The organism is Streptomyces sp. NBC_01092, assembly GCF_045039535.1.
In the GTDB taxonomy this organism is placed as follows: Bacteria; Actinomycetota; Actinomycetes; order Streptomycetales; family Streptomycetaceae; genus Streptomyces.
Map to the genome: position 1 here is coordinate 6,498,811 of NZ_CP108659.1, position 21,579 is coordinate 6,520,389.

Annotated in this window: 17 protein-coding genes and 1 riboswitch; of the genes, 7 read left to right on the forward strand and 10 right to left on the reverse strand. The window is 71.3% G+C overall.

Features of this window, described 5'->3' with window-relative positions:
- Positions 1 to 5: 5 nt before the first annotated feature.
- On the reverse strand, positions 6 to 890 hold the full coding sequence (locus tag OG254_RS29765; RefSeq protein WP_351196149.1) for a DUF4429 domain-containing protein: 885 nt from the start codon (positions 888 to 890) through the stop codon (positions 6 to 8).
- Positions 891 to 1,248: 358 nt separating this feature from the next.
- Here OG254_RS29765 and OG254_RS29770 point away from each other — a divergent pair, with 358 nt between their 5' ends.
- Entirely contained in the window at positions 1,249 to 2,529 is a 1,281-nt protein-coding gene (locus OG254_RS29770; protein WP_405587595.1) for a hypothetical protein, read from the forward strand.
- 193 nt (positions 2,530 to 2,722) lie between these two features.
- The gene (locus tag OG254_RS29775) at positions 2,723 to 3,253 is read left to right on the forward strand and encodes a DoxX family protein (protein WP_147993223.1); all 531 of its coding nucleotides are present in this window, start codon (positions 2,723 to 2,725) and stop codon (positions 3,251 to 3,253) included.
- A gap of 33 nt (positions 3,254 to 3,286) precedes the next feature.
- Here OG254_RS29775 and OG254_RS29780 read toward each other — a convergent pair whose 3' ends face one another.
- Both OG254_RS29780 and OG254_RS29785 read right to left on the reverse strand, forming a co-directional pair.
- Positions 3,287 to 3,529: a hypothetical protein gene (locus tag OG254_RS29780; RefSeq protein WP_405587598.1), complete on the reverse strand. Its 243-nt coding sequence runs from the start codon at positions 3,527 to 3,529 to the stop codon at positions 3,287 to 3,289.
- On the reverse strand, positions 3,516 to 4,949 hold the full coding sequence (locus tag OG254_RS29785) for a PspC domain-containing protein (protein WP_405587601.1): 1,434 nt from the start codon (positions 4,947 to 4,949) through the stop codon (positions 3,516 to 3,518). The genes OG254_RS29780 and OG254_RS29785 overlap by 14 nt, the downstream gene beginning before the upstream one ends.
- A 179-nt stretch (positions 4,950 to 5,128) precedes the next feature.
- On the opposite strand from OG254_RS29785, the gene OG254_RS29790 reads away from it, so the two are divergent.
- On the forward strand, positions 5,129 to 6,418 hold the full coding sequence (locus OG254_RS29790; RefSeq protein ID WP_351196140.1) for a PspC domain-containing protein: 1,290 nt from the start codon (positions 5,129 to 5,131) through the stop codon (positions 6,416 to 6,418).
- Complete coding sequence (locus OG254_RS29795; protein WP_405587605.1) at positions 6,415 to 7,134, forward strand: LuxR C-terminal-related transcriptional regulator; 720 nt, start codon at positions 6,415 to 6,417, stop codon at positions 7,132 to 7,134. Before OG254_RS29790 ends, OG254_RS29795 begins: the two co-directional genes overlap by 4 nt.
- Before the next feature lie 51 nt (positions 7,135 to 7,185).
- On the opposite strand, the gene OG254_RS29800 is transcribed toward OG254_RS29795, so the two are convergent.
- Positions 7,186 to 8,250 (reverse strand): NlpC/P60 family protein, encoded by a 1,065-nt coding sequence (locus OG254_RS29800; RefSeq protein ID WP_405587608.1) that lies wholly within the window; start codon positions 8,248 to 8,250, stop codon positions 7,186 to 7,188.
- Between the two features lie 531 nt (positions 8,251 to 8,781).
- On the opposite strand from OG254_RS29800, the gene OG254_RS29805 reads away from it, so the two are divergent.
- Positions 8,782 to 9,135 carry a hypothetical protein gene (locus OG254_RS29805; RefSeq protein WP_351196135.1) on the forward strand — a complete coding sequence of 118 codons (354 nt, stop codon included), beginning with the start codon at positions 8,782 to 8,784 and terminating at the stop codon, positions 9,133 to 9,135.
- On the opposite strand, the gene OG254_RS29810 is transcribed toward OG254_RS29805, so the two are convergent.
- Together OG254_RS29810 and OG254_RS29815 are read right to left on the reverse strand one after the other, a co-directional pair.
- Positions 9,113 to 10,144 carry a tellurite resistance/C4-dicarboxylate transporter family protein gene (locus OG254_RS29810; RefSeq protein WP_405587611.1) on the reverse strand — a complete coding sequence of 344 codons (1,032 nt, stop codon included), beginning with the start codon at positions 10,142 to 10,144 and terminating at the stop codon, positions 9,113 to 9,115. The two genes, OG254_RS29805 and OG254_RS29810, sit on opposite strands and share 23 nt — an antisense overlap.
- A 163-nt stretch (positions 10,145 to 10,307) precedes the next feature.
- The gene (locus tag OG254_RS29815; RefSeq protein WP_405587614.1) at positions 10,308 to 11,501 is read right to left on the reverse strand and encodes an NlpC/P60 family protein; all 1,194 of its coding nucleotides are present in this window, start codon (positions 11,499 to 11,501) and stop codon (positions 10,308 to 10,310) included.
- 7 nt (positions 11,502 to 11,508) lie between these two features.
- Positions 11,509 to 11,678, reverse strand: a riboswitch (cyclic di-AMP (ydaO/yuaA leader).
- 385 nt (positions 11,679 to 12,063) lie between these two features.
- On the opposite strand from OG254_RS29815, the gene pcrA reads away from it, so the two are divergent.
- Complete coding sequence (gene pcrA, locus OG254_RS29820) at positions 12,064 to 14,550, forward strand: DNA helicase PcrA (RefSeq protein ID WP_405587616.1); 2,487 nt, start codon at positions 12,064 to 12,066, stop codon at positions 14,548 to 14,550.
- 79 nt (positions 14,551 to 14,629) lie between these two features.
- Here the strand turns inward: pcrA and OG254_RS29825 are convergent, their stop codons facing one another.
- Positions 14,630 to 16,195 carry a M23 family metallopeptidase gene (locus OG254_RS29825; protein ID WP_405587618.1) on the reverse strand — a complete coding sequence of 522 codons (1,566 nt, stop codon included), beginning with the start codon at positions 16,193 to 16,195 and terminating at the stop codon, positions 14,630 to 14,632.
- A gap of 235 nt (positions 16,196 to 16,430) precedes the next feature.
- Positions 16,431 to 17,291 (reverse strand): esterase/lipase family protein, encoded by an 861-nt coding sequence (locus tag OG254_RS29830; RefSeq protein WP_405587620.1) that lies wholly within the window; start codon positions 17,289 to 17,291, stop codon positions 16,431 to 16,433.
- Positions 17,292 to 17,941: 650 nt separating this feature from the next.
- Here OG254_RS29830 and OG254_RS29835 point away from each other — a divergent pair.
- Complete coding sequence (locus OG254_RS29835; protein ID WP_147993232.1) at positions 17,942 to 18,358, forward strand: cobalamin B12-binding domain-containing protein; 417 nt, start codon at positions 17,942 to 17,944, stop codon at positions 18,356 to 18,358.
- Here OG254_RS29835 and OG254_RS29840 read toward each other — a convergent pair.
- Entirely contained in the window at positions 18,355 to 20,010 is a 1,656-nt protein-coding gene (locus tag OG254_RS29840; protein WP_405587622.1) for a DUF5691 domain-containing protein, read from the reverse strand. The genes OG254_RS29835 and OG254_RS29840 overlap by 4 nt on opposite strands.
- Positions 20,011 to 20,077: 67 nt before the next feature.
- The gene (locus tag OG254_RS29845) at positions 20,078 to 21,433 is read right to left on the reverse strand and encodes an SWIM zinc finger family protein (RefSeq protein WP_405587625.1); all 1,356 of its coding nucleotides are present in this window, start codon (positions 21,431 to 21,433) and stop codon (positions 20,078 to 20,080) included.
- Positions 21,434 to 21,579: the final 146 nt, after the last annotated feature.

The following is a 21,579-nucleotide window of genomic DNA, read 5'->3' on the forward strand; positions in this document are numbered from 1 at the left end:
GGTGATCAGAAGCCCCGGAGGACCACGGCCTTCGTCATCGCGAACTCCTCGTCCGTCAGTACGCCGTCGCGGTGCAGCTCGCCCAACTCCCGCAGTCTGCGCAGGAGTACGTCGTGATGGTCGGCCGGGGCCGGGACGGATGCGGCGAGCTGGGGGCGGTCGGCGTGGTCGAGGCCCGTGCGGGTGGACGGGTGCGGCAGACGGGCGGTGACCGCGGTGGCGACCAGCGCCGTGAGCAGGTCGCGCCGGACGCTGCCCCACAGGTCCAGGGCGTACGGGTCCTTCTCCGGCGGCAGCTTGGAGAACACCGTCTCGGGGGTCACGAAGCGCAGGAAGCCGTCCTCGTAGCCGGAGTTGGGCAGCCACTCGACCTGGACCAGGTCGGCCACGTTGATGATCCGCGGGCCGGTCGCCCGTTTGACCCGGTCGGAGGTGTCGGACCAGTCGATGCGCACCTGGGCGCCGTCGAAGGAGACCGTGCCGTCGGAGGAGCGGACGGAGACCGGGACCGGTGGGCCGGCGAGGAGATAGGCCTTGGTGGGCTCCTTGGGGATCTGGTCCAGGAGCAGCGCGTGGCGGATCTCCTCGGCGACGTACTCGGCGACCCCCGCCCGGTCGACGTCCACCGTCAGCCGGTACGGATCCGCCGTGTCCGGCAGCCTGCCGCCGGTCGCGTGGAGCAGCGGGTCGGCGCCTTCGCGCAGCCGCATGCGCAGTCGGCCACGCTTGCGTTCCGGCTCGAAGACGATGCTCGCGACGGCTTCGAGGGGCACGGCGATCTCTCCGTACGTCTGCCGGAACAGTGGCACGGAGCGGTGGAGTCCCGGCGTGATCCGGACCGTTGTGCCGTCGAAGGCCCAGGTCCCGTCGCGCTGGATGATCTCGGCCATAGAGGAATTCTCGCAGCCGGGTCAACTCGCCGGGTGCGTGCATCACCCGCGCCGAGCGGACCTGCCGGACGGGGAGTGAGTGGCGTACGGCACAATTCGCTGTCGTCGTGCGGGAGTTGCGGGCGGGGCGGACGGCGGCCGAAATCGGTGATGGCCGGTATGTGAGATGCGGCTGCCGGTGGTGGGGTTGTGGGTTATAAGGCCATGAGGCCATGAAGTGATGTGGCCACCTGGTCGGCAGGGTTGCTGGGGTCACTGGGATCTGATGTGCGTGGCCCTGAAGGTCGTGGGTCGTGGGTCGTGCGTCGTTGGTCGTGGGTCGTGGGTTCGGAAAAGTCTGGGAAGGCGGGCGTCGGGCGTGGCGGTGCAGGAGGCTGGGCAGAGCGGCGCGGTATTGGGCGCGCATGGAGGCGGCTGCACCTGTGGGGACTGTCCGCACGGGGCACGTGCGGGGCATCGGCGGGCGGTCGCCGCATTCCTGCTGAAGCGGGACGAGTTCGCCGCCGGGCAGGGGCTGCCCGCCGCGGTGGCCCACTCGGCGTCGGCCTCCCGGCAGTGGGTCTCCGAGGAACTGACGCAGTCGGCGGAACTCGTCGCCGAGCGGGGGCGGGCCGAGGGGGACGCGTGGCTCGCCCGGCTGTGGTGGCGTACGGCGACCGTGGTCTGGGCGCTCGTCGTGGCGCTGCTGCTGGGGCAGGCGCTCACGGCGATCGGCGCGGGGTGGACGGCGGCGCGTACGGCCGGACTGCTCGCGGCCGTGGTGACGGCCGGGGCGCTCACAGCGGCGTCGTGGTTCCACCGGGCACGGGGCGGGGCGCTGGCGCCGGTCATCGGTGAGGACAACCGGCTGTCCACGTCGCGGGCGGTGGCCGGCGCGTGGGTGCTGTTCGTGGCGTTCGCCGTGCTCGTGCTGGTGGGACGGTTGGCGGCGGCGTCCGGGCACGCCGAGCGGGATGCGCTGATCGCCGGGCTCGGGCTCGGGAGGGGGGCCGGTGTGGTGACCGTGCTCGCCGTGGTGTGTGCGATCGCGGTGCTGGTGCGGCGGGTTGTCGGGGTGCGGGTGCTCGGGCAGCGGCTGCAGAAGGTGCGGGCGCATCGGCCTCGGGCGGCGGATCTGCTGACGGATGACGCGGGGCGGGGGTCCTTCGCCGACATTCAGTACGTCGTGATCGGTGGGGTTGCTCTGCTGTTCGCGGCGGTGCGGTTGGGGCGGCGGCCGGATCAGTTGCCGGATCTGCCGTGGGGGCTGGCGGTGGTGGTGCTGATCTCGGCGGCGACGTATCTGGCCGGGAAGTATGCGGAGGGGGGCCGGCCGGTGATTCTGTCCGTGGTGCGGGCACGGGAGGCCGGTGACCTGGACGCGCCGATCCGTACGGGGGACGACATCGAGATTCGGGGTGCCGGGTTCGTGCCGCCCGGGGCGCAGGGGGCCGATCGGCTGTCGCGGATGGTGGTGCGGATCGGGGCGGTGCATGTGCATGTGCCGTTGGTGCCGGTGGCTGGGGGGTTCAGCAATCCGACGGATGCGGTGTTGACGGTGCCGGTGCCGGCGGATGTGGAGCCGGGGCGGGTGGAGGTGCAGGTGGTCACTGCGGTGGGGGTGGAGACGAATCGGTATGTCATTGATGTGACTGAGTGACGGTGCCTCCGGCGGGTGGGTGGGGGTGCCTGCGACGGCCCGTTGCTGCCCGGTGAGGCCGATGTGGTTGGGGGGGTGTTCACCCGGCAAGGCGCGGCGCAGAATACGGGCGGCATGGTTGAGCGGCGCAGCGATTGCGTACGTATCGTCTTTGAGGGGTCACGGCACGGCGGGCGAGAGGCGGCTACGGGCGATGACTCACGGTATGCACACGGACACGCAGTCCCCTTACCTCAACGGCAACCGGGGTTGGCGGGACACCGCTGCCCATTACGCACTCCTCCCGCTCCGCGTCTTCCTCGGCGTCACCTTTATCTACGCCGGCCTGGACAAACTCACCGACAGCGCCTTCATGAAGGACTCCGGCGCGGGCTCGATCGGCGACATGATGCGGGCCGTGAAGGATTCGGCGGCCATTCCGGCGATGGTCGACATGGCCCTGGACGCCCCGGTGGCTTTCGGTTACGCCATCGCCTTCGGTGAGCTCGCCGTCGGGATCGGCACGCTGATCGGGCTGTTCGCCCGTCTGGCGGCACTCGGTGGGGCGCTGATCTCGCTCAGTCTGTGGCTGACGGTCAGCTGGGCCTCCGATCCCTACTACTACGGCAATGACCTCGCCTATCTGATGGCCTGGCTGCCGCTCGTGCTCGCGGGTGCCCCGATGTTGTCGCTGGATGCCGCCTTGCGGGCGCGGCGACGACAGCGGACGGGTGGGTATCGGTAGCTCCCGTCCGCTCCCGGTGGCCGGGGGAGCCGGTCAGGTGTGTGCGTCCGGCGAGGGTGGTGTGTGGGGCGCACGCGGTGTGCCGCGGCGTCTGCGTATCGCTCGGGTCAGGAGTGCCGTCACACCTGCCAGGAACAGGCCGCCGACGACCAAGGGGATCACCGCGAACCACGGGGTCTCCCAGGCGTCGCCGGCGTCACCGGCGTAGGCGATCCCCGCGATGGTCAGGAAGGCGCCTGCGACGAGCCTTCCGGGCTGGAACTCATGACGTAGCACGGCTCACCTCCGCCTGTCCGACGCCGACGCTCAGATCGAGGTCCAGCGTGCCCGCAATCTTGGTGCCCGCGGCCGGAGTCAGGGTCAGTTCCTTGTGCTTGCCCGGTGCCACGTCCACGTCCTGTTCGTCCTCGCCCGGCAGCTGGATGTCCCCCACGCCCACGTCGATGCTCACCTTCACCGTCGCGTCCTTGGGGACGATCACCTTCAGCTGGCCCACGCCCACATCGGCTCTGGTCGTCACCGTCCGGTCCTTCGAGAGATCCAGCCGGGTCAGGTCCAGGGTGCCGACGCCGGTTCCCAGGTCGTACTGGTTCTGTACGTCGGCCACGGCCGCCGGTTCCCAGGTGCGCTCGATCCATTGCGTACTGATGTCCTTGGGCAGCGCTGCCGAGGCGGCCAGCAGGCCCGCGGTGATGATCGCCAGGAAGACGGAGCCCGCTCCCGTGCGGCCCAGGAACGCGCTGATGGCTATGCCCAGGCCTATGACCAGCAGCGCGCAGGCCAGACCCGTCTGGAGGCTGGTGCCGAGTGTGTGGTCCTCCCAGGTCGCGGCCGTGCCGGCGGCGCCCGCGAGGAGGGCCAGCAGGAAGACCCAGCCGCCGATCCAGCGGGCGCCGCGGGGCTTGGGCTGCCGGGAGCGGCGGGCCCGTATGTCCTGGCGGCTGCTCCAGGTGGCGCCGAGGCCGATGTTGACCGCCGCCGCGATGTCGCGGTCGCGGGAGTCGCGGGGGCCCCAGAGATAGCCCGTGCCGCCCTCGTGCGTGCCGTCCTTGACGATGGGCTCGCGCCACCAGGACGGGTGGGCGGCGGGGACCGGTGGGGCCTGCGCCTCCGGCGGGGCGTCGGCGACGGCCTGGGCGGCGAGGGGGTCGGGGTCGGGGGTGCCGCGGTGACGTGACCAGTAACCGGCGCCGGCCACGAGGAGGGAGAGGACGACGGCGAAGGCCAGCACACCGCCGTTGTTCAGCAGCGTCAGGAAGACTCCGCAGCCGACCAGCGCGAACAGCACGCCCGTGAGCGCCTGGCCGTCGACGCGGCCGGTCAGCAGCTTGCGCACCTCGTTCTCGTCCTCGTCGTCGTACGGGACGAAGAGCCAGGCGAAGCCGTAGAAGATGAGGCCTATGCCGCCGGTCGCGGAGAGCACGGCGAGGGTGATCCGGAAGATCACCGGGTCCATGTCGCACTGCCGCCCGAGCCCGGCGCACACGCCGGCCAGCATCTTGTGCCGCCGGTCGCGCCGGAACCTGTGCGGCGGGGCGAGTCCGCCCGCTTCCGCGGACGCCTCTGCTTCCGCGTCCGCGGGTGCGCGCGGTTCCTCACCCGCGGCGCTCGCGGGTGCCGGGCCGGACGGGGCGCCCGCGGGGGGCACGGCCTCCGGCTCGGGCACGGAGTCCGCGGCGTGCTGGTGATCAGTCATGTGTCCATGGTGACGGGCGGGTCGGCGTGACGGGAGTCGGAATGACCCTGGTCGGACCCTGATATCGGCCCTGAGTCGGGTGCGGGGGAAGCCTTCGAGGCGACGGACCTCGAAGATCAGGGGAGTCTAGGGGGTCGACCCTGATGCTCCGGCCGTCCGGGCGTGTGAACATCGATGGCATGCCGGAAGCCGCAGCAGCGCCACTCGCCGAACCGCGGCCGCCGCGCAAGCTCTACCGCAGCAGTGACGGACGCTGGCTCGGGGGCGTGGCGCGGGGGCTCGCCGGGCATCTCGGCCTGCCGGTCATCTGGGTGCGGCTCGTCTTCGTCGGCCTGTTCATGGCGGACGGCCTCGGCGCGCTGCTGTATGCCGCGTTCTGGTTCTTCGTGCCGCTCGGCGTCGGCGGGGTCGACGCGCAGCGCCCGTCCCCCTTCGCCACCGAGACCGCGGCCGACGGCCGCCGCAGACTCGTCACCCGCAAGCCGGACAAGGGCCAGATCGTCGCGCTGCTCCTGATGGTGGCCGTGGCGATGGTCTTCGTCGGCAGCGTGGACCTGGGCAACGGCGCCAAGGCCTATCTCCTGCCCGCCGTCCTCGTCGGCGCGGGCGTCGCCCTCGTCTGGCGCCAGGCGGACAATGCGCGCCGGGCCCGCTGGATGGAGGTCGGGCGGCGCCGGCGCACCCTTACTCTGCTGCGTGCCGCAGGCGGCGTCGTCCTCGTCACGACCGGCGTCTCCGGAATCTTCGTCCTGCAGGGCTCGGCCGCCCACCTCGGCTCCGTCCTCCAGGCGGCCCTGGCGGTCCTCGTCGGCATAACGCTGCTCGCGGGGCCGTACCTGGTCCGGATGACCCAGGACCTCTCCGAGGAACGCCTGATGCGCATCCGCGCCCAGGAGCGCGCCGAGGTCGCGGCCCACGTCCACGACTCGGTGCTGCACACCCTCACCCTGATCCAGCGCAACGCGGAGAACGCGAACGAGGTGCGCCGCCTCGCCCGCGCCCAGGAGCGCGACCTGCGCACCTGGCTGTACAAACCCGAGGGCACCGGCAAGGACGAGGCCGACGAACCCGCCAACCTCGCCGACGCGGTGCGGCGCAATGCCGCCGAGGTGGAGGACAAACACGGCGTCCCCATAGAGGTCGTGGTCGTCGGCGACTGTCCGCTCGACGAGAGGATCGGCGCACAAATGCAGGCCGCGCGCGAGGCGATGGTGAACGCCGCGAAGTACGGTGGCGAGGGCGGCGCCGTGCAGGTCTACGCCGAGGTGGAGGGAAAGACCGTCTTCGTGTCCGTCCGGGACCGCGGTCCGGGCTTCGACCTCGACTCGATACCCGCCGACCGCATGGGCGTCAGAGAATCGATCATCGGCCGCATGGAGCGCCACGGCGGTACGGCCCGGCTGCGGGCAGTGCCCGACGGCGGCACGGAGGTCGAGCTGGAGATGGAGAGGGCGGAGAAGACGTCATGAGTGACCCGACCGAGGCGAGCGAGCCCGTGGAGTCGACCGGCGGGGGCGCGGCCGAGCGGCACGCGCGCGTGGTCCTCGTCGACGACCACCGCATGTTCCGTACGGGAGTCCAGGCCGAGATCGGCCGGACCGAGCAGACCGGAGTCGAGGTCGTCGGCGAGGCCGCGGACGTCGACCAGGCGGTCACGGTCATCACCGCGACCCTGCCCGAGGTCGTCCTCCTCGACGTGCACCTGCCGGGTGGCGGCGGGGTCGAAGTCCTGCGCCGCTGCGCCCCGTTGATGGCGGACGCCGAGCAGCCCGTCCGTTTCCTCGCGCTCTCCGTGTCGGACGCCGCGGAGGACGTGATCGGGGTGATCCGGGGCGGTGCGCGCGGCTACGTCACGAAGACGATCACCGGCACGGACCTGGTCGACTCCATCTTCCGGGTGCAGGACGGCGACGCGGTGTTCTCGCCGCGCCTCGCCGGGTTCGTCCTGGACGCGTTCGCGTCGACGGACGCGCCGCCGGTCGACGAGGACCTCGACCGCCTCACCCAGCGCGAGCGGGAGGTGCTGCGGCTGATCGCGCGGGGGTACGCGTACAAGGAGATCGCCAAGCAGCTGTTCATCTCCGTCAAGACGGTCGAGTCCCATGTCTCGGCGGTGCTGAGGAAGCTCCAGCTGTCCAACCGGCACGAGCTGACGCGGTGGGCGACGGCACGGCGTCTGGTGTGACACCGGGGCTGGGGCCGGGGCTTCGGCCGGTTCGCCGTGGCCCGGGCTCGGTCAGGACACCCTCGTGGCTCCCGCGAACGGCATCTCGTCCAACGGCGCCACCCGCACGGGTGCGGACGGGTTGGGGGCGTGGATCATCTGGCCGTTGCCGATGTACAGGCCCACGTGGCTGATGCCGGAGTAGAAGAACACCAGGTCGCCCGGGAGCAGTTCGGAGCGGGAGACGCGGCGGCCCGCGTCGATCTGGGCGTAGGTCGTGCGGGGCAGTGAGAGGCCGGCCGAGCGGTACGCGGCCTGGGTGAGGCCGGAGCAGTCGAAGGCGTTGGGGCCGGTCGCGCCCCACACGTAGGGGCTGCCGAGCTTGGCGTAGGCGTAGGAGACGGCGGCCGCCGCGCGGGCGTTGGGGGCCTGGGCGGTGGCGGAGCCGGGGGCGGTCAGGGCTTCGCGGGCGCCGGTCGAGGAGCGGCCTGCGCGGTCCGTGCCGCTCTGCTGGAGCTGGGCCTGTTCCTCGGCGGTCAGCCGGCTCAGCAGGGTGCGGGCCGTGTCCAGCTTGCCGGTGATCGTCTTCTTGTGCTGCTTCAGTTCCGCCTGGCGGGACTTCAGTGAGGTCAGTTCGATGTGGGCGGCGCCGCGCAGCTGCTCGATCTCGCGCAGCTGTCTGCGGACGCTCGCGACGGACGCGGCCTGCCGGTTGCCAGCGCGTTCGGCGAACTCCGCGCCGTCCAGGTAGCGGTCGGGGTCTGCGGAGAGGGCGAGCTGGAGGGCCGGGTCGAGGCCGCCGTCGCGGTACTGCGCCGCGGCCATCGAACCGAGCGCCTCGCGCGCCGAGTTGAGCTTCTCCGTCTTGCGGGCGGCCTCGTCCTGAAGCGCCCTGATCCGCCGCTCGGCCGCGTCCGCCTTCTCCTTCGCGCCGTTGTACTTCTCGGTGGCGGCCTCCGCCTCCTGGTACAGCCTGTCCACCTTCGCCTTCACCTGCGCCGGTGTCAGCTGCGGCTCGGCGTGTCCGGTCCCGTCGAATCCGGTCGCCGTCGCCGCGCCCGCCAGTGCGATCGTCCATGCCGTGCGGGCCGTGTTGCCGCCGGCCGAGCGCTGACGGGGCTTTCGGTGCGCTGCCACGTGGACTGCACGTCCTTTCGTACGACCGCCTCGTCCCGTACGTCCGTCAGGGCGGCGCCGGGCGTACTGCGCCCCGGAGGACGGCGGCTGTACGAGCGCCTGGGGGGAGCGACGTACGACCGCCCGGGGCGGGTTACGCGTCCGGCGGCGGCCTGCACAGGGGGAGCGGGCCGCCGCCGGACTTTCTCGGCGGTGGTGTCCGACTGCCGCCCCTGGCCCGGGGCGGCGGTGGGGAGCCGGTCACCTGGTGGAGGACGCTAAACCTCGCTGTGTTGGGCCGGTGACGCGTTGTGCGGAAGTGCTGGGTGCTGGCCGGAGGTGACCGTAAGTGAGCGTGATCCCGGGACGGGGGCGTCGAGTTCACGCTGTGTGCTGACCGAAGTGGCGGTTTGGGGGTGCGTCGGGGTGGCGGAGTGCTATGGCGCGCATATATGCGGGGTTCGGCAGCGGAGCGGTGAGCGGAGTAGTGAGGGGAATCAGGGTGCGGGGCGGTGTCGGGTGGGATTTTCGTGATGGTTAGGCTCCGGCCCCATGGACCTACTCATCCATTTGTTCGTCGGTCTGCACATCATCGGTATCGCCGCGCTGCTCGGTGGTTTCTTCACCCAGATGAAGGCGATGGGGCAGGGCACCGCCCGGTTCGTGCCCGCGATGTTGCACGGCGCGCTGACCATGCTGGTCACCGGCGTGATCCTCGTCGGCCTCAATCAGGCGGACGACCAGTCCGTCAACAACATCAAGATCGGTGTGAAGCTGGCGCTGCTGATCGTGATTCTCGGGCTCGTCTATGTGAAGCGGGACGAGGAGACGGTGGACAAGCGGCTGTTCGGGGTCGTGGGGCTGCTGACCGTGGCGAACGTCTTCATCGCCGTATTGTGGACGTGACGCCGGCTCCAGGGCCGGGGGGTGCCTGGGTTCCGGGCCGGGAGCCGCGGCCCGTGTAGGTCCATGCCGCGCCCGCGGCCACCGCGAGCCATGCCGCCACCGCGATCCACAGCAGTGCCTTGCCCAGGGGCTCCAGCCACGAGACGTCCACGGCGGTGCCGACGGAGAGTGCCGCCGCCGCCGTCATGCCCATCGGGAACACCGTGGCCCAGCGGCGTACGTCGTAGCGCAGGCGTGGCCATGCGAACTCGGCGAGGAGCAGGACGACGTACCAGGCCAGGTCGAGTACGAGCAGGGCGACGCTCACCGTGCGCAGGACGCCGTAGTCGTCGTCGTTCCAGAGGTACAGCTCGGGGCTGTCGGCGGCGAGGAGTCTCGAGCCGGCCAGTGCGGAGATGGCGAGGGCGCCGCCTGCCACCCACTGGTCGCCGGCGCCCCGGGCGAGCTGGCTCCGGTCGAAGTGGGGCAGGGCGACGACGTAGAGGACGAGACCCAGCCAGAAGAACACGAGCGACACGTGGGCGAGCCATGCCGTCGTCTCGGCGGCGGCGAGGGTCGCGCCCAGGACCGCCAGGCCCTGGGTGGCCACGCAGACCAGGAACACCGCGCCGGGCATGTGGCGGCGCCAGTGTCGCAGGACGGCGAGCAGGAGGACCGGCCAGAGCACGGCGGCGAGGGCCAGGAGGGCCTCCGCGAGGGTTTCCCAGCCGAGGGCGGTGAAACGGGTGCCGAGGACTGTCGTTGCGGCGACGGCGGTCAGGGCGGCCGGGGTGGCCGCCTGCTTCAGCCAGTTCGGGCGGTCCAGGAGGAACCGTGCGGTGAAGTCGGCGGCGAGGGCGAGCCAGGCCGCGCAGGCGAGGGCGAGGGCGATGCGGGAGAGGGTCTCGTAGCCCGTCTGGTGGAAGCCCACCGAGAGGATGCCGGTGGCCAAGACTGCGGCACCGGCTGCGGGGGGTCGCTGCGACCACCAGGTGTGGAGGGGGGAAGTGGGGGTGGTGGTGGCGGGCATGGGGCGATGCTATGGAGCGCCGTGGGGGTTGGAGGCGGGGCGCGCTCGGGGGTGGGGTGAAATCGCCCGGTGCCGGGGGGTGGGGCGTGCTCGCTCCCCCTCGATCCCCCCGGCACGTCCGATCCCCCCGGTACGTCGCGAGGTCACCCGATCCTGACCGGTGTCAGGCCGGGCGGACCACGCTGTGGATCGACGACTCTCCGTCGTAGTAGATCGACTCCTCGCGGACGTACGTGCCGGGCTTCGGGGCGTGGATCATCATGCCGTTGCCTATGTAGATGCCCACGTGGGTGATGTCGTCGTAGAAGAAGACCAGGTCGCCGGGCTGGGCGTTGGAGAGGGAGACCGTGGTGCCGGCGTTGACCTGGTCGTAGGTGACGCGCGGGATGTCCACGCCGGCGGCCTTCCAGGCAGCCTGGGTGAGGCCGGAGCAGTCGTAGGAGTCGGGGCCGGTGGCGCCCCACACGTACGGCTTGCCCACCTGGGAGCGGGCGAAGGCCAGGGCCTTCTCGGCCTTGGTGGCGTACGAGGAGTCCGCGGACGAGTCCGAGTTGCTGGAGTCCGAGCCGCTCGAGTCGGCGGGCGGCTCGGTGCTCTCCTGCTGCTGCTGCTGGGCGGCAGCCTCCTGCTCCTGACGCTGGCGTTCGGCTTCCGCCTGCTGCCGGGCCAGTTCGGCGGCCTTGCGGGCGGCCTCTTCCTGCTTGGCCTTCTCGATCGCGGCGAGGCGGGCCTTCTCCTCCGCCGTCAGCTTCGAGAGAAGTTCGCGTGCGTCGGAGAGCTTCTGCTGGACGGTGGTCTTCGCGGACTGGAGGTCGCTCTGCGACTCGGTGAGCGTCTCGAGGCTCCGGGTGGCCTCCTGGCGCTTCTTCATCGTCGCGGACTGTTGGGTGAAGTAGTCGTCGACCGCTTCCTTCTGACGGCCCGTCATGCGGTCCATCAGCTGGTTCTGGTCGAAGTAGTCCTGCGGAGTGTCCGCCAGGAGGAAGGTCGCCGTGTCGGGCGCCGCGGCACCCGTGCGGTACTGCGCGGCGGCGTTGCGGCCCAGTTCCTCACGCGCTTCGTTGAGCTTCTGGGTGCGCTGGGCGACGTCGTCGAGGAGCGTGTCGACGCGCTTGCGCTGCTTGGTGGTCTGGTCCTTCGCCGCGTTGTACTTCTCGGTCGCCGACTCCGCCTGGCGGTAGAGGTCGTCGACCTTCTTCTCGACCTCTTCGAGGCTGGGCTTGTCGTCCGTCGAGGGGCTGGCGTTGGCCGTCTGGGACAACAGGGCCACGGACGTGAGGGCGGCCGTGGCGAGGGCAGGGGTGCGTATGCCTGCTACGCGCGTACCGGCGGGACGCGACTTGCGGTGCGACGCCAAGGGAGGCGACTCCTTCCATACTCCGCCTACCGAGTTAGCTGTCGGGTTCGGGCGGGTGGATCGGAAGGGTTGCCCTACGGCCACTTCCGGGAGGGAAGTCGGGCCGATTCACCCCAAGTTCGGTGGGTCCCCGGCTCCGGCTTGCCGTGAGGCGTGCGGACTCGGCGGAGGCCGTGCGGCCCGGCGTCGTTCGCCGGAGGGGGTCGTACGGCCTGTCCGGCACGGTAGCCAACTCGTGTGGCCCCTGTGAAGGTTGATGTTCGATATGCCCGATACATTTTCGTGACCTTGAAGCGAAATCTTGTGGGCGGTGGTTGGTTCGGGGTGGTGTGCGGAGGTGTGGGATGCCTTCTGCTTGATGTCTCGGTTGAACCGATATGGGACTGACAGTGGCGGCCTGGCCTGGTCGGTTGCCGGTCGTGGTGGAGCGGTCGCGGGGGGTGATGGGGTGGGTGATGGGGCGGGCTGGGGGAGCGGGTCGGAAGATCGTCGGGTTCCTGGGCCGGTGATGTTCCGAGGGCGGCGGCGGGTTGTCAGTGGCGCGGCCTAGACTCGGAGAGCGATGAGCAGCCTCTTTGACGACAGCTTCCTGGCGGACCTCCAGGCCCCACGGGCCCGCGAGGAAGAACACCCGCCGCCGCCCGAGGACGATCACACTCCGGAACCGGTTCCGGACGATCTGTTCGGTGGGAAGTTCGACGTGCCACCGGACCGGGACGGCTACTACCGCGACGGCGCCCCGCGCCCCGCCATCGACGCCGCGGCGCTGCTGGAGGGGCTGAACGAGAACCAGCGTGCCGCCGTCGTCCACTCCGACACCCCGCTGCTCATCGTGGCCGGGGCCGGGTCCGGCAAGACCCGGGTGCTCACCCATCGCATCGCCCACCTGCTCGCCGAGCGGAGCGTGCATCCGGGGCAGATCCTCGCGATCACCTTCACCAACAAGGCCGCGGGCGAGATGAAGGAGCGCGTCGAGCACCTCGTCGGCCCGCGCGCGAACGCGATGTGGGTGATGACCTTCCACAGCGCGTGTGTGCGCATCCTGCGCCGGGAGAGCAAGAAGCTCGGGTTCACCTCGTCCTTCTCGATCTACGACGCCGCCGACAGCAAGCGGCTGATGGCGCTCGTGTGCCGTGATCTGGATCTCGACCCCAAGCGGTTTCCGCCCAAGTCCTTCAGCGCCAAGATCAGCAATCTGAAGAACGAGCTGATCGACGAGGAGGACTTCGCCGCCCAGGCGACGGACGGCTTCGAGAAGACCCTCGCGCAGGCGTACGTCCTGTACCAGTCGCGGTTGCGGGAGGCGAACGCCCTCGACTTCGACGACCTGATCATGACGACGGTCAACCTGCTGCGCGCCTTCCCGGACGTCGCCGAGCACTACCACCGTCGCTTCCGGCATGTGCTGGTGGATGAGTACCAGGACACCAACCACGCGCAGTACGCCCTCGTGCGCGAGCTCGTCGGCACGCGCGAGCACCCCGTCGACGTGCCGCCGAACGAGTCCGACGTCCCGCCGGCCGAGCTGTGCGTGGTGGGCGACGCCGACCAGTCGATCTACGCCTTCCGCGGCGCCACCATCCGCAACATCCTCCAGTTCGAGGAGGACTACCCGGACGCGACGACGATCCTGCTGGAGCAGAACTACCGCTCCAGCCAGACGATCCTGAGCGCCGCCAACGCGGTCATCGAGCGCAACGAGTCCCGCCGCCCCAAGAACCTGTGGACCAACGCTGGCGCAGGCGCGCGCATCACCGGCTATGTCGCGGACACCGAGCACGACGAGGCACAGTTCGTCGCCGAGGAGATAGACCGACTGACGGACGCGGGCGACGCGAAGGCCGGCGACGTCGCCGTCTTCTACCGTACGAACGCCCAGTCCCGTGTCTTCGAAGAGATCTTCATCCGCGTCGGCCTGCCCTACAAGGTCGTCGGCGGCGTCCGGTTCTACGAGCGCAAGGAGGTCCGGGACGTCCTGGCCTACCTGCGCGTGCTGGCCAACCCCGAGGACTCCGTGCCGCTGCGGCGGATCCTGAACGTGCCCAAGCGCGGCATCGGCGATCGCGCCGAGGCGATGATCGACGCGCTGTCGCAGCGCGAGAAGATCAGCTTCCCGCAGGCGCTGCGGCGGGTCGACGAGGCGTACGGCATGGCCGCGCGGTCGACGAACGCCGTCAAGCGGTTCAACACGCTGATGGAGGAGCTCCGTACGATCGTCGAGTCCGGCGCGGGACCGGCGACCGTCCTGGAGGCGGTCCTCGAACGGACCGGGTACCTGGCCGAGTTGCAGGCCTCCACCGACCCTCAGGACGAGACCCGGATCGAGAACCTCCAGGAACTCGCCGCCGTCGCCCTGGAGTTCGAGCAGGAGTCGGGCGAGGGCGAGGCCACCGGTGGGCTCGCGGACTTCCTGGAGCGGGTCGCGCTCGTCGCCGACTCCGACCAGATCCCGGACGAGGAGGAGGACGGGTCGGGTGTCATCACCCTCATGACCCTGCACACCGCCAAGGGCCTGGAGTTCCCGGTCGTCTTCCTCACCGGCATGGAGGACGGCGTCTTCCCGCACATGCGCGCCCTCGGCCAGAACAAGGAGCTGGAGGAGGAGCGGCGGCTCGCGTACGTCGGCATCACGCGCGCGCGTGAACGGCTGTATCTGACGCGCTCGTCGATGCGCAGCGCCTGGGGGCAGCCTTCGTACAACCCGCCGTCCCGCTTCCTGGAGGAGATCCCGGCTCAGCACGTCGACTGGAAGCGCACGGGGGCGACCGCGCCCGTCTCCTCCGGTCCGGCGTCCGGCGTCGCCGCCTCGCTGTCCTCGTCCCGCTCGCGCTCCTCGGCCTCGGGCGCGTCCGGCTTCGCCACGCGCCGCACCGGCGAGAAGCCGGTCGTCCAGCTGGCCGTCGGTGACCGCGTCACGCATGACCAGTTCGGGCTCGGCACGGTGATGGCGGTGAAGGGCACGGGCGCGAACGCCGAGGCGACGGTCGACTTCGGCGACACCAAGCCGAAGCGGCTGCTGCTGCGGTATGCGCCGGTGGAGAAGCTGTAGCACTCACGCGAATGCGCCCCCGTCAAGGACGGGGGCGCATTCGTGAAGTCGTCAGTACCGGCAAGTCGTCAGGCGTTGCTCACGTGGGGTCGAGCCCGTGGCTGCGCAGCCAGGACAGCGGGTCTATCGCCGAGCCGCCACCCGGCCGCACCTCGAAGTGCAGGTGCGGACCCGTCGAGTTGCCGGAGTTGCCGGAGTACGCGATGGGGTCGCCGGCCTTGACCGTCGTACCGGAGGCGACGCGGTAGCTGGAGAGGTGGCAGTACCACGTCTCCGTGCCGTCCATCGCGGTCACGATCATCATGTTGCCGTAGGCGCTGTTCCACTGCGTGCGGACGGTGCCGTCGGTCGCGGCCATCACCGTCGTGCCGTACGAGACGGGGAAGTCGATGCCGGTGTGGATGGACATCCAGTTGATGCCGGACTGGCCGAAATAGGCGCTGAGGCCGTGGGTCGCGACGGGAATCGCGAACTTGGGGCGCAGCCGCTCCTTGCGGGCCGCCTCCTCGGCGGCCTTGCGCTTCTCGGCCGCCTGCTGGGCCTTGAGGTCGATGCGCTCCTGCGTCCGGCTCGCCCGGTCCGCGAAGTCGTCGGCGCCGGCAGAAAGGCTCTCCAGCTGGCTGTCCAGCTTGTTGTTCGCCGCGGAGGGCTTCACGGCCTCGCCTTCCGAGGCCAGCGTGGACGACGCGTCCTTGTCGTCGGTCAGCGTGCCGACGGAGGCGGCGGCGATACCCGCGACGCCCATCACACACGCCGACGGCACAGCGATCGTCAGCAGCGCGGAGCGCTTGGGGGGCGTACGGCGACGGGAGCGCGCCCCGCTGCGGGAGCCGGCGCGGGGGGAGGGGGCCGGAGTGGTCTCCTCCTGGTCGTCGAGGAGCGGGGCCGCGGCGGGGAGTTCGCCGGTGGCGGTCAACTCGCCTTCGTGCTGGGCCGGGTCGTCGTACGAGGTGTGGTCGTACGGCGTGTGCTCGTCGTAGGCCGGGTGCTCGGCGTAGGCCGTGGCATCGTCGTACGACGTGGGGTCGTCGTACGACGCAGGGGCGCCGTGCTCGATCTGGTCGAAGTGCGCGGTCGCCTGCTGGTCGAAGGATTCTGCTGGCTGCTCGTAGCCGTCGGGCGCCTGCGCCGGACTGCCGTCCGAGTTCCACTGGGTGGCGTCGTACGCCCCGGTGTCGAAGGCCGTCGTGCCCCATTCCCAGTGCTGGGTCTGGTCGGCAGGGGCCCCGGACTGCTCGGGCTGGAGCCAGGCGTTCGCGTCCCACTGGCCGGAGACGTCATGGCCGTTGGCCTGCTGCGGGACGAAGGCGAGTCGCTCGTGGTCGGTCGTCCAGGCCCCGGTCTCGTACGCCCCGGTGTCGTAGGCGGCGTGGTGCTGGGCCGCGTAAGCGTCGTAGTGCGCGCTCTGGTGGCTGCCCGTGGACCACTGGGTGGCGTCGTACGCGCCCGTCGCGCCCGTGCCGTCGCCGGGGAGGCTGCCGAAGAGAGGGTCCGCGTCGAAGGTCGGGGCGCAGTGACCGGCGGTGGCAAATCCGTTGGCGTCGTAGGTGCCGTACGTGGTGGAGTCACCGTAGTGGGCTTCCTGGGCGCCGTACGACGCGTAGTGCGCCGAGGTGGCATCGGGAGCCGAAGCCGGAGACGTCATGGTCCCCGACGGGTGACGATCGTTCACCAACTTCTCTCTCGCCTCGACAACAGGGGCTGCCAGAGCAGTGCGGCGACTGTACCCGGCAGTACGCGGGCACGACAATCTTCCGCAGGTTTCGCGCGCGCAGGAAACGGGCATTCGGCCGTGTTTTGGCGGAGTACGGGCGCGATGTTGGCCTTGTGTTCGAGGGTTGTTCGATGTCGGACGGCCGTCCTGGGGCGCCGGGGCGCGGTTACGCCACGGTCATGCCGTCGGACTGGGCGACGGCTGCGGCTCCCGGGCGTGTGGAGTCGAGGGCCTGCCGTATGCCGGTCGCCACGGCGGGGTGCACCGGAAGGGCGAGGTGGCCGACGCCGCTCACGCGGACGTTCTGCGCGAGCAGATCCGGGTGGTCGATGCAGGCGGTCTCCAACGGGTCCATCAGGTGGTCGAGGTCGCTCCAGAAGCTCACGAAGTGCGTACGGCAGCCCGGTGCGGGGCGGGCCAACTCCTCGAGGATGGGCGAGCCGGGGCGCATCTGGCGCACGATCGGGTGCGCGTTCGCCAGCGGGACGACACGGGTGCCGGAGTGCGGGGTGCCGAGCGTGACGAGGGTGCGGACCCTCAGGTCGCCGCCGAGGCGCTGCACGTAATAACGCGCTATCAGCCCGCCGAGGCTGTGTCCGACGACGTCGACCTGCTTGCTGCCGGTGCGCTCGCAGATCCCCTCTATGTGCCGGCCGAGCAGTTCGGCGGCGGTGCGGATGTCGCAGGTCAGCGGGGAGTAGTTGAGCGACTCGACCTGGTGCCTGCCGTGCTGGGCGAGGTTGCGGCGCAGCAGGACGAAGACCGAGCGGTTGTCTATGAAGCCGTGCAGCAGGACGACGGGGGGTTTGGTCTGCGTCGGCAGCTTGGCGGTTTCGGGGGAGGGGAGCATGGGGGTGGTGCGGCGCTCCTGTGTGATGCCTGAGGGGTAGAGGAGAAGGTGCCCGGCGAGGATCGCGATCTCCAGGGCGGTCGCCTTCAGCAGGGCCAGGGAGAGGCCGGCGAGCCTGCTCGGGAGCAGACGCCGGTAGAGCGGGAGAAAGGGGAGTGCTGCCCCGGTGACCTTCATGGCCGACCTCCTTGCGGCACGCAGGAGGACGGCTCCGGCCCCCGTGTGCCCTCGTGGGAAGTCGCGGCCGAGGGGGCCGGCGGGGTATGGCGAGGGCGCGTGGGGCAAGCGAGGCGCCCGGTGCGCGAGCCGGCCCTGGTGGCCGTGGTGCGCCGATGACCTGACGGGGGTCCCTGCCGGTGTGGCGACGAGGCTTCCCCGCTGTCGTGCCTTACCTGCCCTACGTGCCCTTCGTACCACCGTCGGCGCGCCGCACCGTCGCGTCGCGCGGCCTGCGGCGCGGTGGTGCGGCGACCTCGTTGCGGCTCCCGTTGCGCTTGGTCCCGCTGCGACGCGTGTACCGCAGGCTGCTGCGGCCCGTGTGCCGCAGAGATGTGGAACGGTGCGCGGCGAACGTGTCCCACCGTGTGATTTCCCCCTCGGTCTGCACCGCGAAACTGCCGGTTGCGGGATGCTGGCGATAACGTTCGTTCACTTCTCCGGGCGACGTGGCCCGGGGCGTCCGTTCCGTGAGGGCGCGTCCGGTGCGGTGAGCGGCGGAAATGTGCGATACGCGCACCATGTATGACATGTGCCGTGAGTGCGGCATAACTCATACATGAGTAGTGCTTGTCGGTACGGATGGATGTAGTCGCTTCATGGAGGCAGTGATGGGTGTGGCAGCCGGTCCGATCCGCGTGGTGGTGGCCAAGCCGGGACTCGACGGCCACGATCGCGGGGCCAAGGTGATCGCGCGGGCGCTGCGCGACGCCGGTATGGAGGTCATCTACACCGGGCTTCACCAGACCCCCGAGCAGATCGTCGGCACCGCGATCCAGGAGGACGCCGACGCGATCGGTCTGTCCATCCTCTCCGGGGCCCACAACACCCTCTTCGCCGCCGTGATCGAACTGCTCAAGGAGCGCGAGGCGGAGGACATCCTCGTCTTCGGCGGCGGGATCATTCCCGAGGCGGACATCCCCCCGCTCAAGGAGAAGGGCGTCGCGGAGATCTTCACGCCGGGCGCGACGACGCAGTCGATCGTGGACTGGGTGCGGGCGAACGTGCGACAGCCGGCCGGGGCCTAGGCCGTCGTGCTCTGTGGGTGAGCTGGGGTGAGGGTCGGCTCCAGCTCCTCGATCATGGCCGCCCGCAGGCGCAACGTCGTCACCAGTCGCTGGAACGCCTCCGCCCAGTACCCGCCGGCCCCCGGTGACGCGTCCTCCGGTTCGTCCGGTACCGCCAGCAGGCCGTCCAGGCGGCTTCCCTCGGCCGGGTCGAGACAGCGCTCGGCCAGGCCCATCACTCCGCTGAAACTCCATGGATAACTCCCCGCGTCCCGCGCGATGTTGAGCGCGTCGACCACCGCCCGCCCGAGCGGCGCGGCCCAGGGCACGGCGCACACCCCGAGCAGCTGAAACGCCTCCGACAGGCCGTGCGTCGCGATGAACCCCGCGACCCACTCGGCCCGCTCGGGCGAGCCCAGCGTGCCCAGCAGCTTCGCTCGCTCGGCCAGGGACACCGCCCCCGGACCGCCGGCCTCCGGGGCCGAGGGCGAGCCGAGCAGCGCCCTCGCCCACTCGGCGTCCCGCTGCCGCACCGCCGCCCGGCACCATGCCGCGTGCAGCTCGGCCTGCCAGTCGTCCGTCACAGGGAGCGCCACGATCTCCCCGGGCGCACGCCCGCCGAGCCGGCCCGCCCAGGTGCCGAGCGGTGCCGCCTCCACCAACTGGCCGAACCACCACGACCGTTCACCCCGCCCCGCCGGAGCCTTGGCCACCACGCCGTCGCGCTCCATGCCCGGGTCGCACTCGTGCGGTGCCTCGACGCTGATCGTCGGCTCGTCACCCGTGTGATCCAGCGCCACGCAGGACCCGGCGCGCACCGCCATCCGCGCCGCGAGCGCCGAACCCGGCAGCGCCGACAGCAACTCCGCCGCAGTCGCGCGGACATTGCGGCTGCGGTCGGCCAGCGCCTGCTCCAGGAACGGCTCGTCCTGCGGGCCGAGCCCCATGCGCAGCGAGTCGAGGAACATCAACCGGTCCTCGGCCCGCTCCGTCGCCCATGTCGTGGTCAGCAGCTCGCGCGCGGCGACGGGCTCACGGGCGCGTATCGCGGAGAGCAGGGCGACCCGCTCCGCGAACAGGCCCTCCCGCCACAGCTGTTGGACCTTGGCCGAGTCCTCGAGATGCGGCAGTGCCGCGCCCCCGCCCGGTGTCGCGCGCAGGGCGAACCGCCAGTCCGGGTTCAGCCGGGCGAGCCACACCGCGCGCGGGCCCGCGAACGTCAGCGCCGCCGGCCGCAGATCCGTACGCCCCCGTGCCGCGTCCAGCAGTGCGGGCAGCACCTCGGGAGACGGCGCGAGACGCCGGTCGTTGGCTCGCGCGAGCCACTCGGGCAGCAGCTCCACGAGGTCCGGCGCCGTGCCTCTGCGGCCGCCACCGCCGACGCCGGGACGGTCGGCCAACAGCATCGCCAGCCTGCGGGCTGCCGGAGCGGGCAGCGTCGCTCGGGCGTCCTCGGGGGCGGGCTGGGGAGGCTCGGCCGCCCGCGCCGGTCGCAGTCCGGCCCGCCGCCGTACGGTCTCCACGGCCGCCGCGTCCAGCAGTGCCACCGGCGCCTCCCGGCCCGGCGCGCACCCCGGAGGTGTACGCCGGTCCGTCCCGAGCAGTGCCGCGGTGACGAGTTCCTCCCAGGCGCTCGGCGCGGGCGAATCCACGGGAACGGAGGGACTGTTCATGAGGTTCGTTCCTCTCTGCCTCGGTGTGCTGGGTGCCGTGGAGCGGTCGGGGGAAAGGGCGCGTCGCTCAGCACAGCTGCACGGGCTCGCCCGCCCCCTGCGGCCAGGCGGTGAGCGGGGTGAAGCCGCGGTGGCCGCACTCGCCGAACACCTTCACCGGCGCACCTCCCGACAGCGCGACCAGGCGCCACAGGCCCGGACGGGCACGGGCGGCCGGGGTGAGCGGCAGGGCCGTGTCCGCGTCGGCGTCCGCCAGCTGCCACGAGTCGCCGTCCTGGGTCGGTATGACCCGGTCCAGGGTCACCGGGACGGAGTCCAGCCACGGATCGTCGCGGAGCGTCTCGCCGTAGCGGACGGTGGCCTCGGCCGGCGTCATGCCCGGCGGTCGTATCGACGCGGGTGCCGGTGGCGCGAACTGCTCGCCGAGCGACGCCCGCAGTTGGCCCGCCCCGGGGTACGCCGCCAGCTCCGCCTCCAGGGCCAGCCCCACCGGCAGCGTCAGTTCCGGCGCGCGGCCGGCCGCGCCATAGGAGACGAGCAGCGCGGTACGGCCCGAGTCGGCGCCGTGCAGCCAGATCCGGCGCGTCGTGAGCTTCACGTCGGCCGTGTCGTACTGGGCGAGGACCAGCCAGCGATCCCGTATCGGCGGCCCGTCCGCCGATGCGGGCAGGCCGATGCGGGAGCGGACCGTGTCCGCCAGGCCGTCGGGCAGCCGCTCGCGGCGCAACCAGCCCTGGTCGAGGAGATGGAGCAGGGCGCACTCCTCCAGCAGACGCACCGGCCAGCCCGGCCCGGATGCCGGGATCGCCCCCAACTCCCGCACCCGGGAGGCCAGTCCGGGAGCCTGGGCGTCGACCATGCGGGCGGCCGTCTCCTCCCACAGCCCGTACCCCGCCTGTTCCGCTCCGGCCAGGCCGCCGCGCAGCAGGTCCGTCAGGCGCTGCTCCAGCTCCGTCGCCCCCGCCGTGACCCGCTCGGCGCGGCGCTCCGCCCTGCGTCGAGCCGCCTCCGGATCAGCGGACGCCGACTCGGAGCCGGACGGGCCCGCCGTCCGCTTCTCCTCGGCGCGCTGCCTTCTCCCCTTTATCCACTGCTCCGCCCAGTCCGGCGGCTGCCCCGGCGGCACCGCGCCGTCCCCGCCCGCCCAGAGCAGCAGCAGTCCGAGCGCGTGCTTGCACGGGAACTTCCTGCTCGGGCAACTGCACTTGTACGCGGGCCCGGACGCGTCCGCGATGTCGATGACCGTCTGATACGGCTTGCTGCCACTGCCCTTGCACAGCCCCCACACCGTCCCTTCGTCGGCACTCCCCGCCTCGGACCACGGCCCCGCCGCGCCGAGTTTGCTTCCCGCTTTGCGTGACGCGGCGTCAGGCGCCAGCGCCAGCACCTGGTCCGCGGTCCAGCGCACCCCCTGCTGAGTCATGTCATCGAAGGTAGATCCCACCACTGACAATCGGCCGGGGCAGCGGGCCGACGGAAGCCGGCGTGAGCGCGTTTGCGCAGGTCGGAACGCGTTGTCAGTGGCGTGGTGCAACGTGGGTGCCAGATCCGAAACGGCTGAACCGGCCG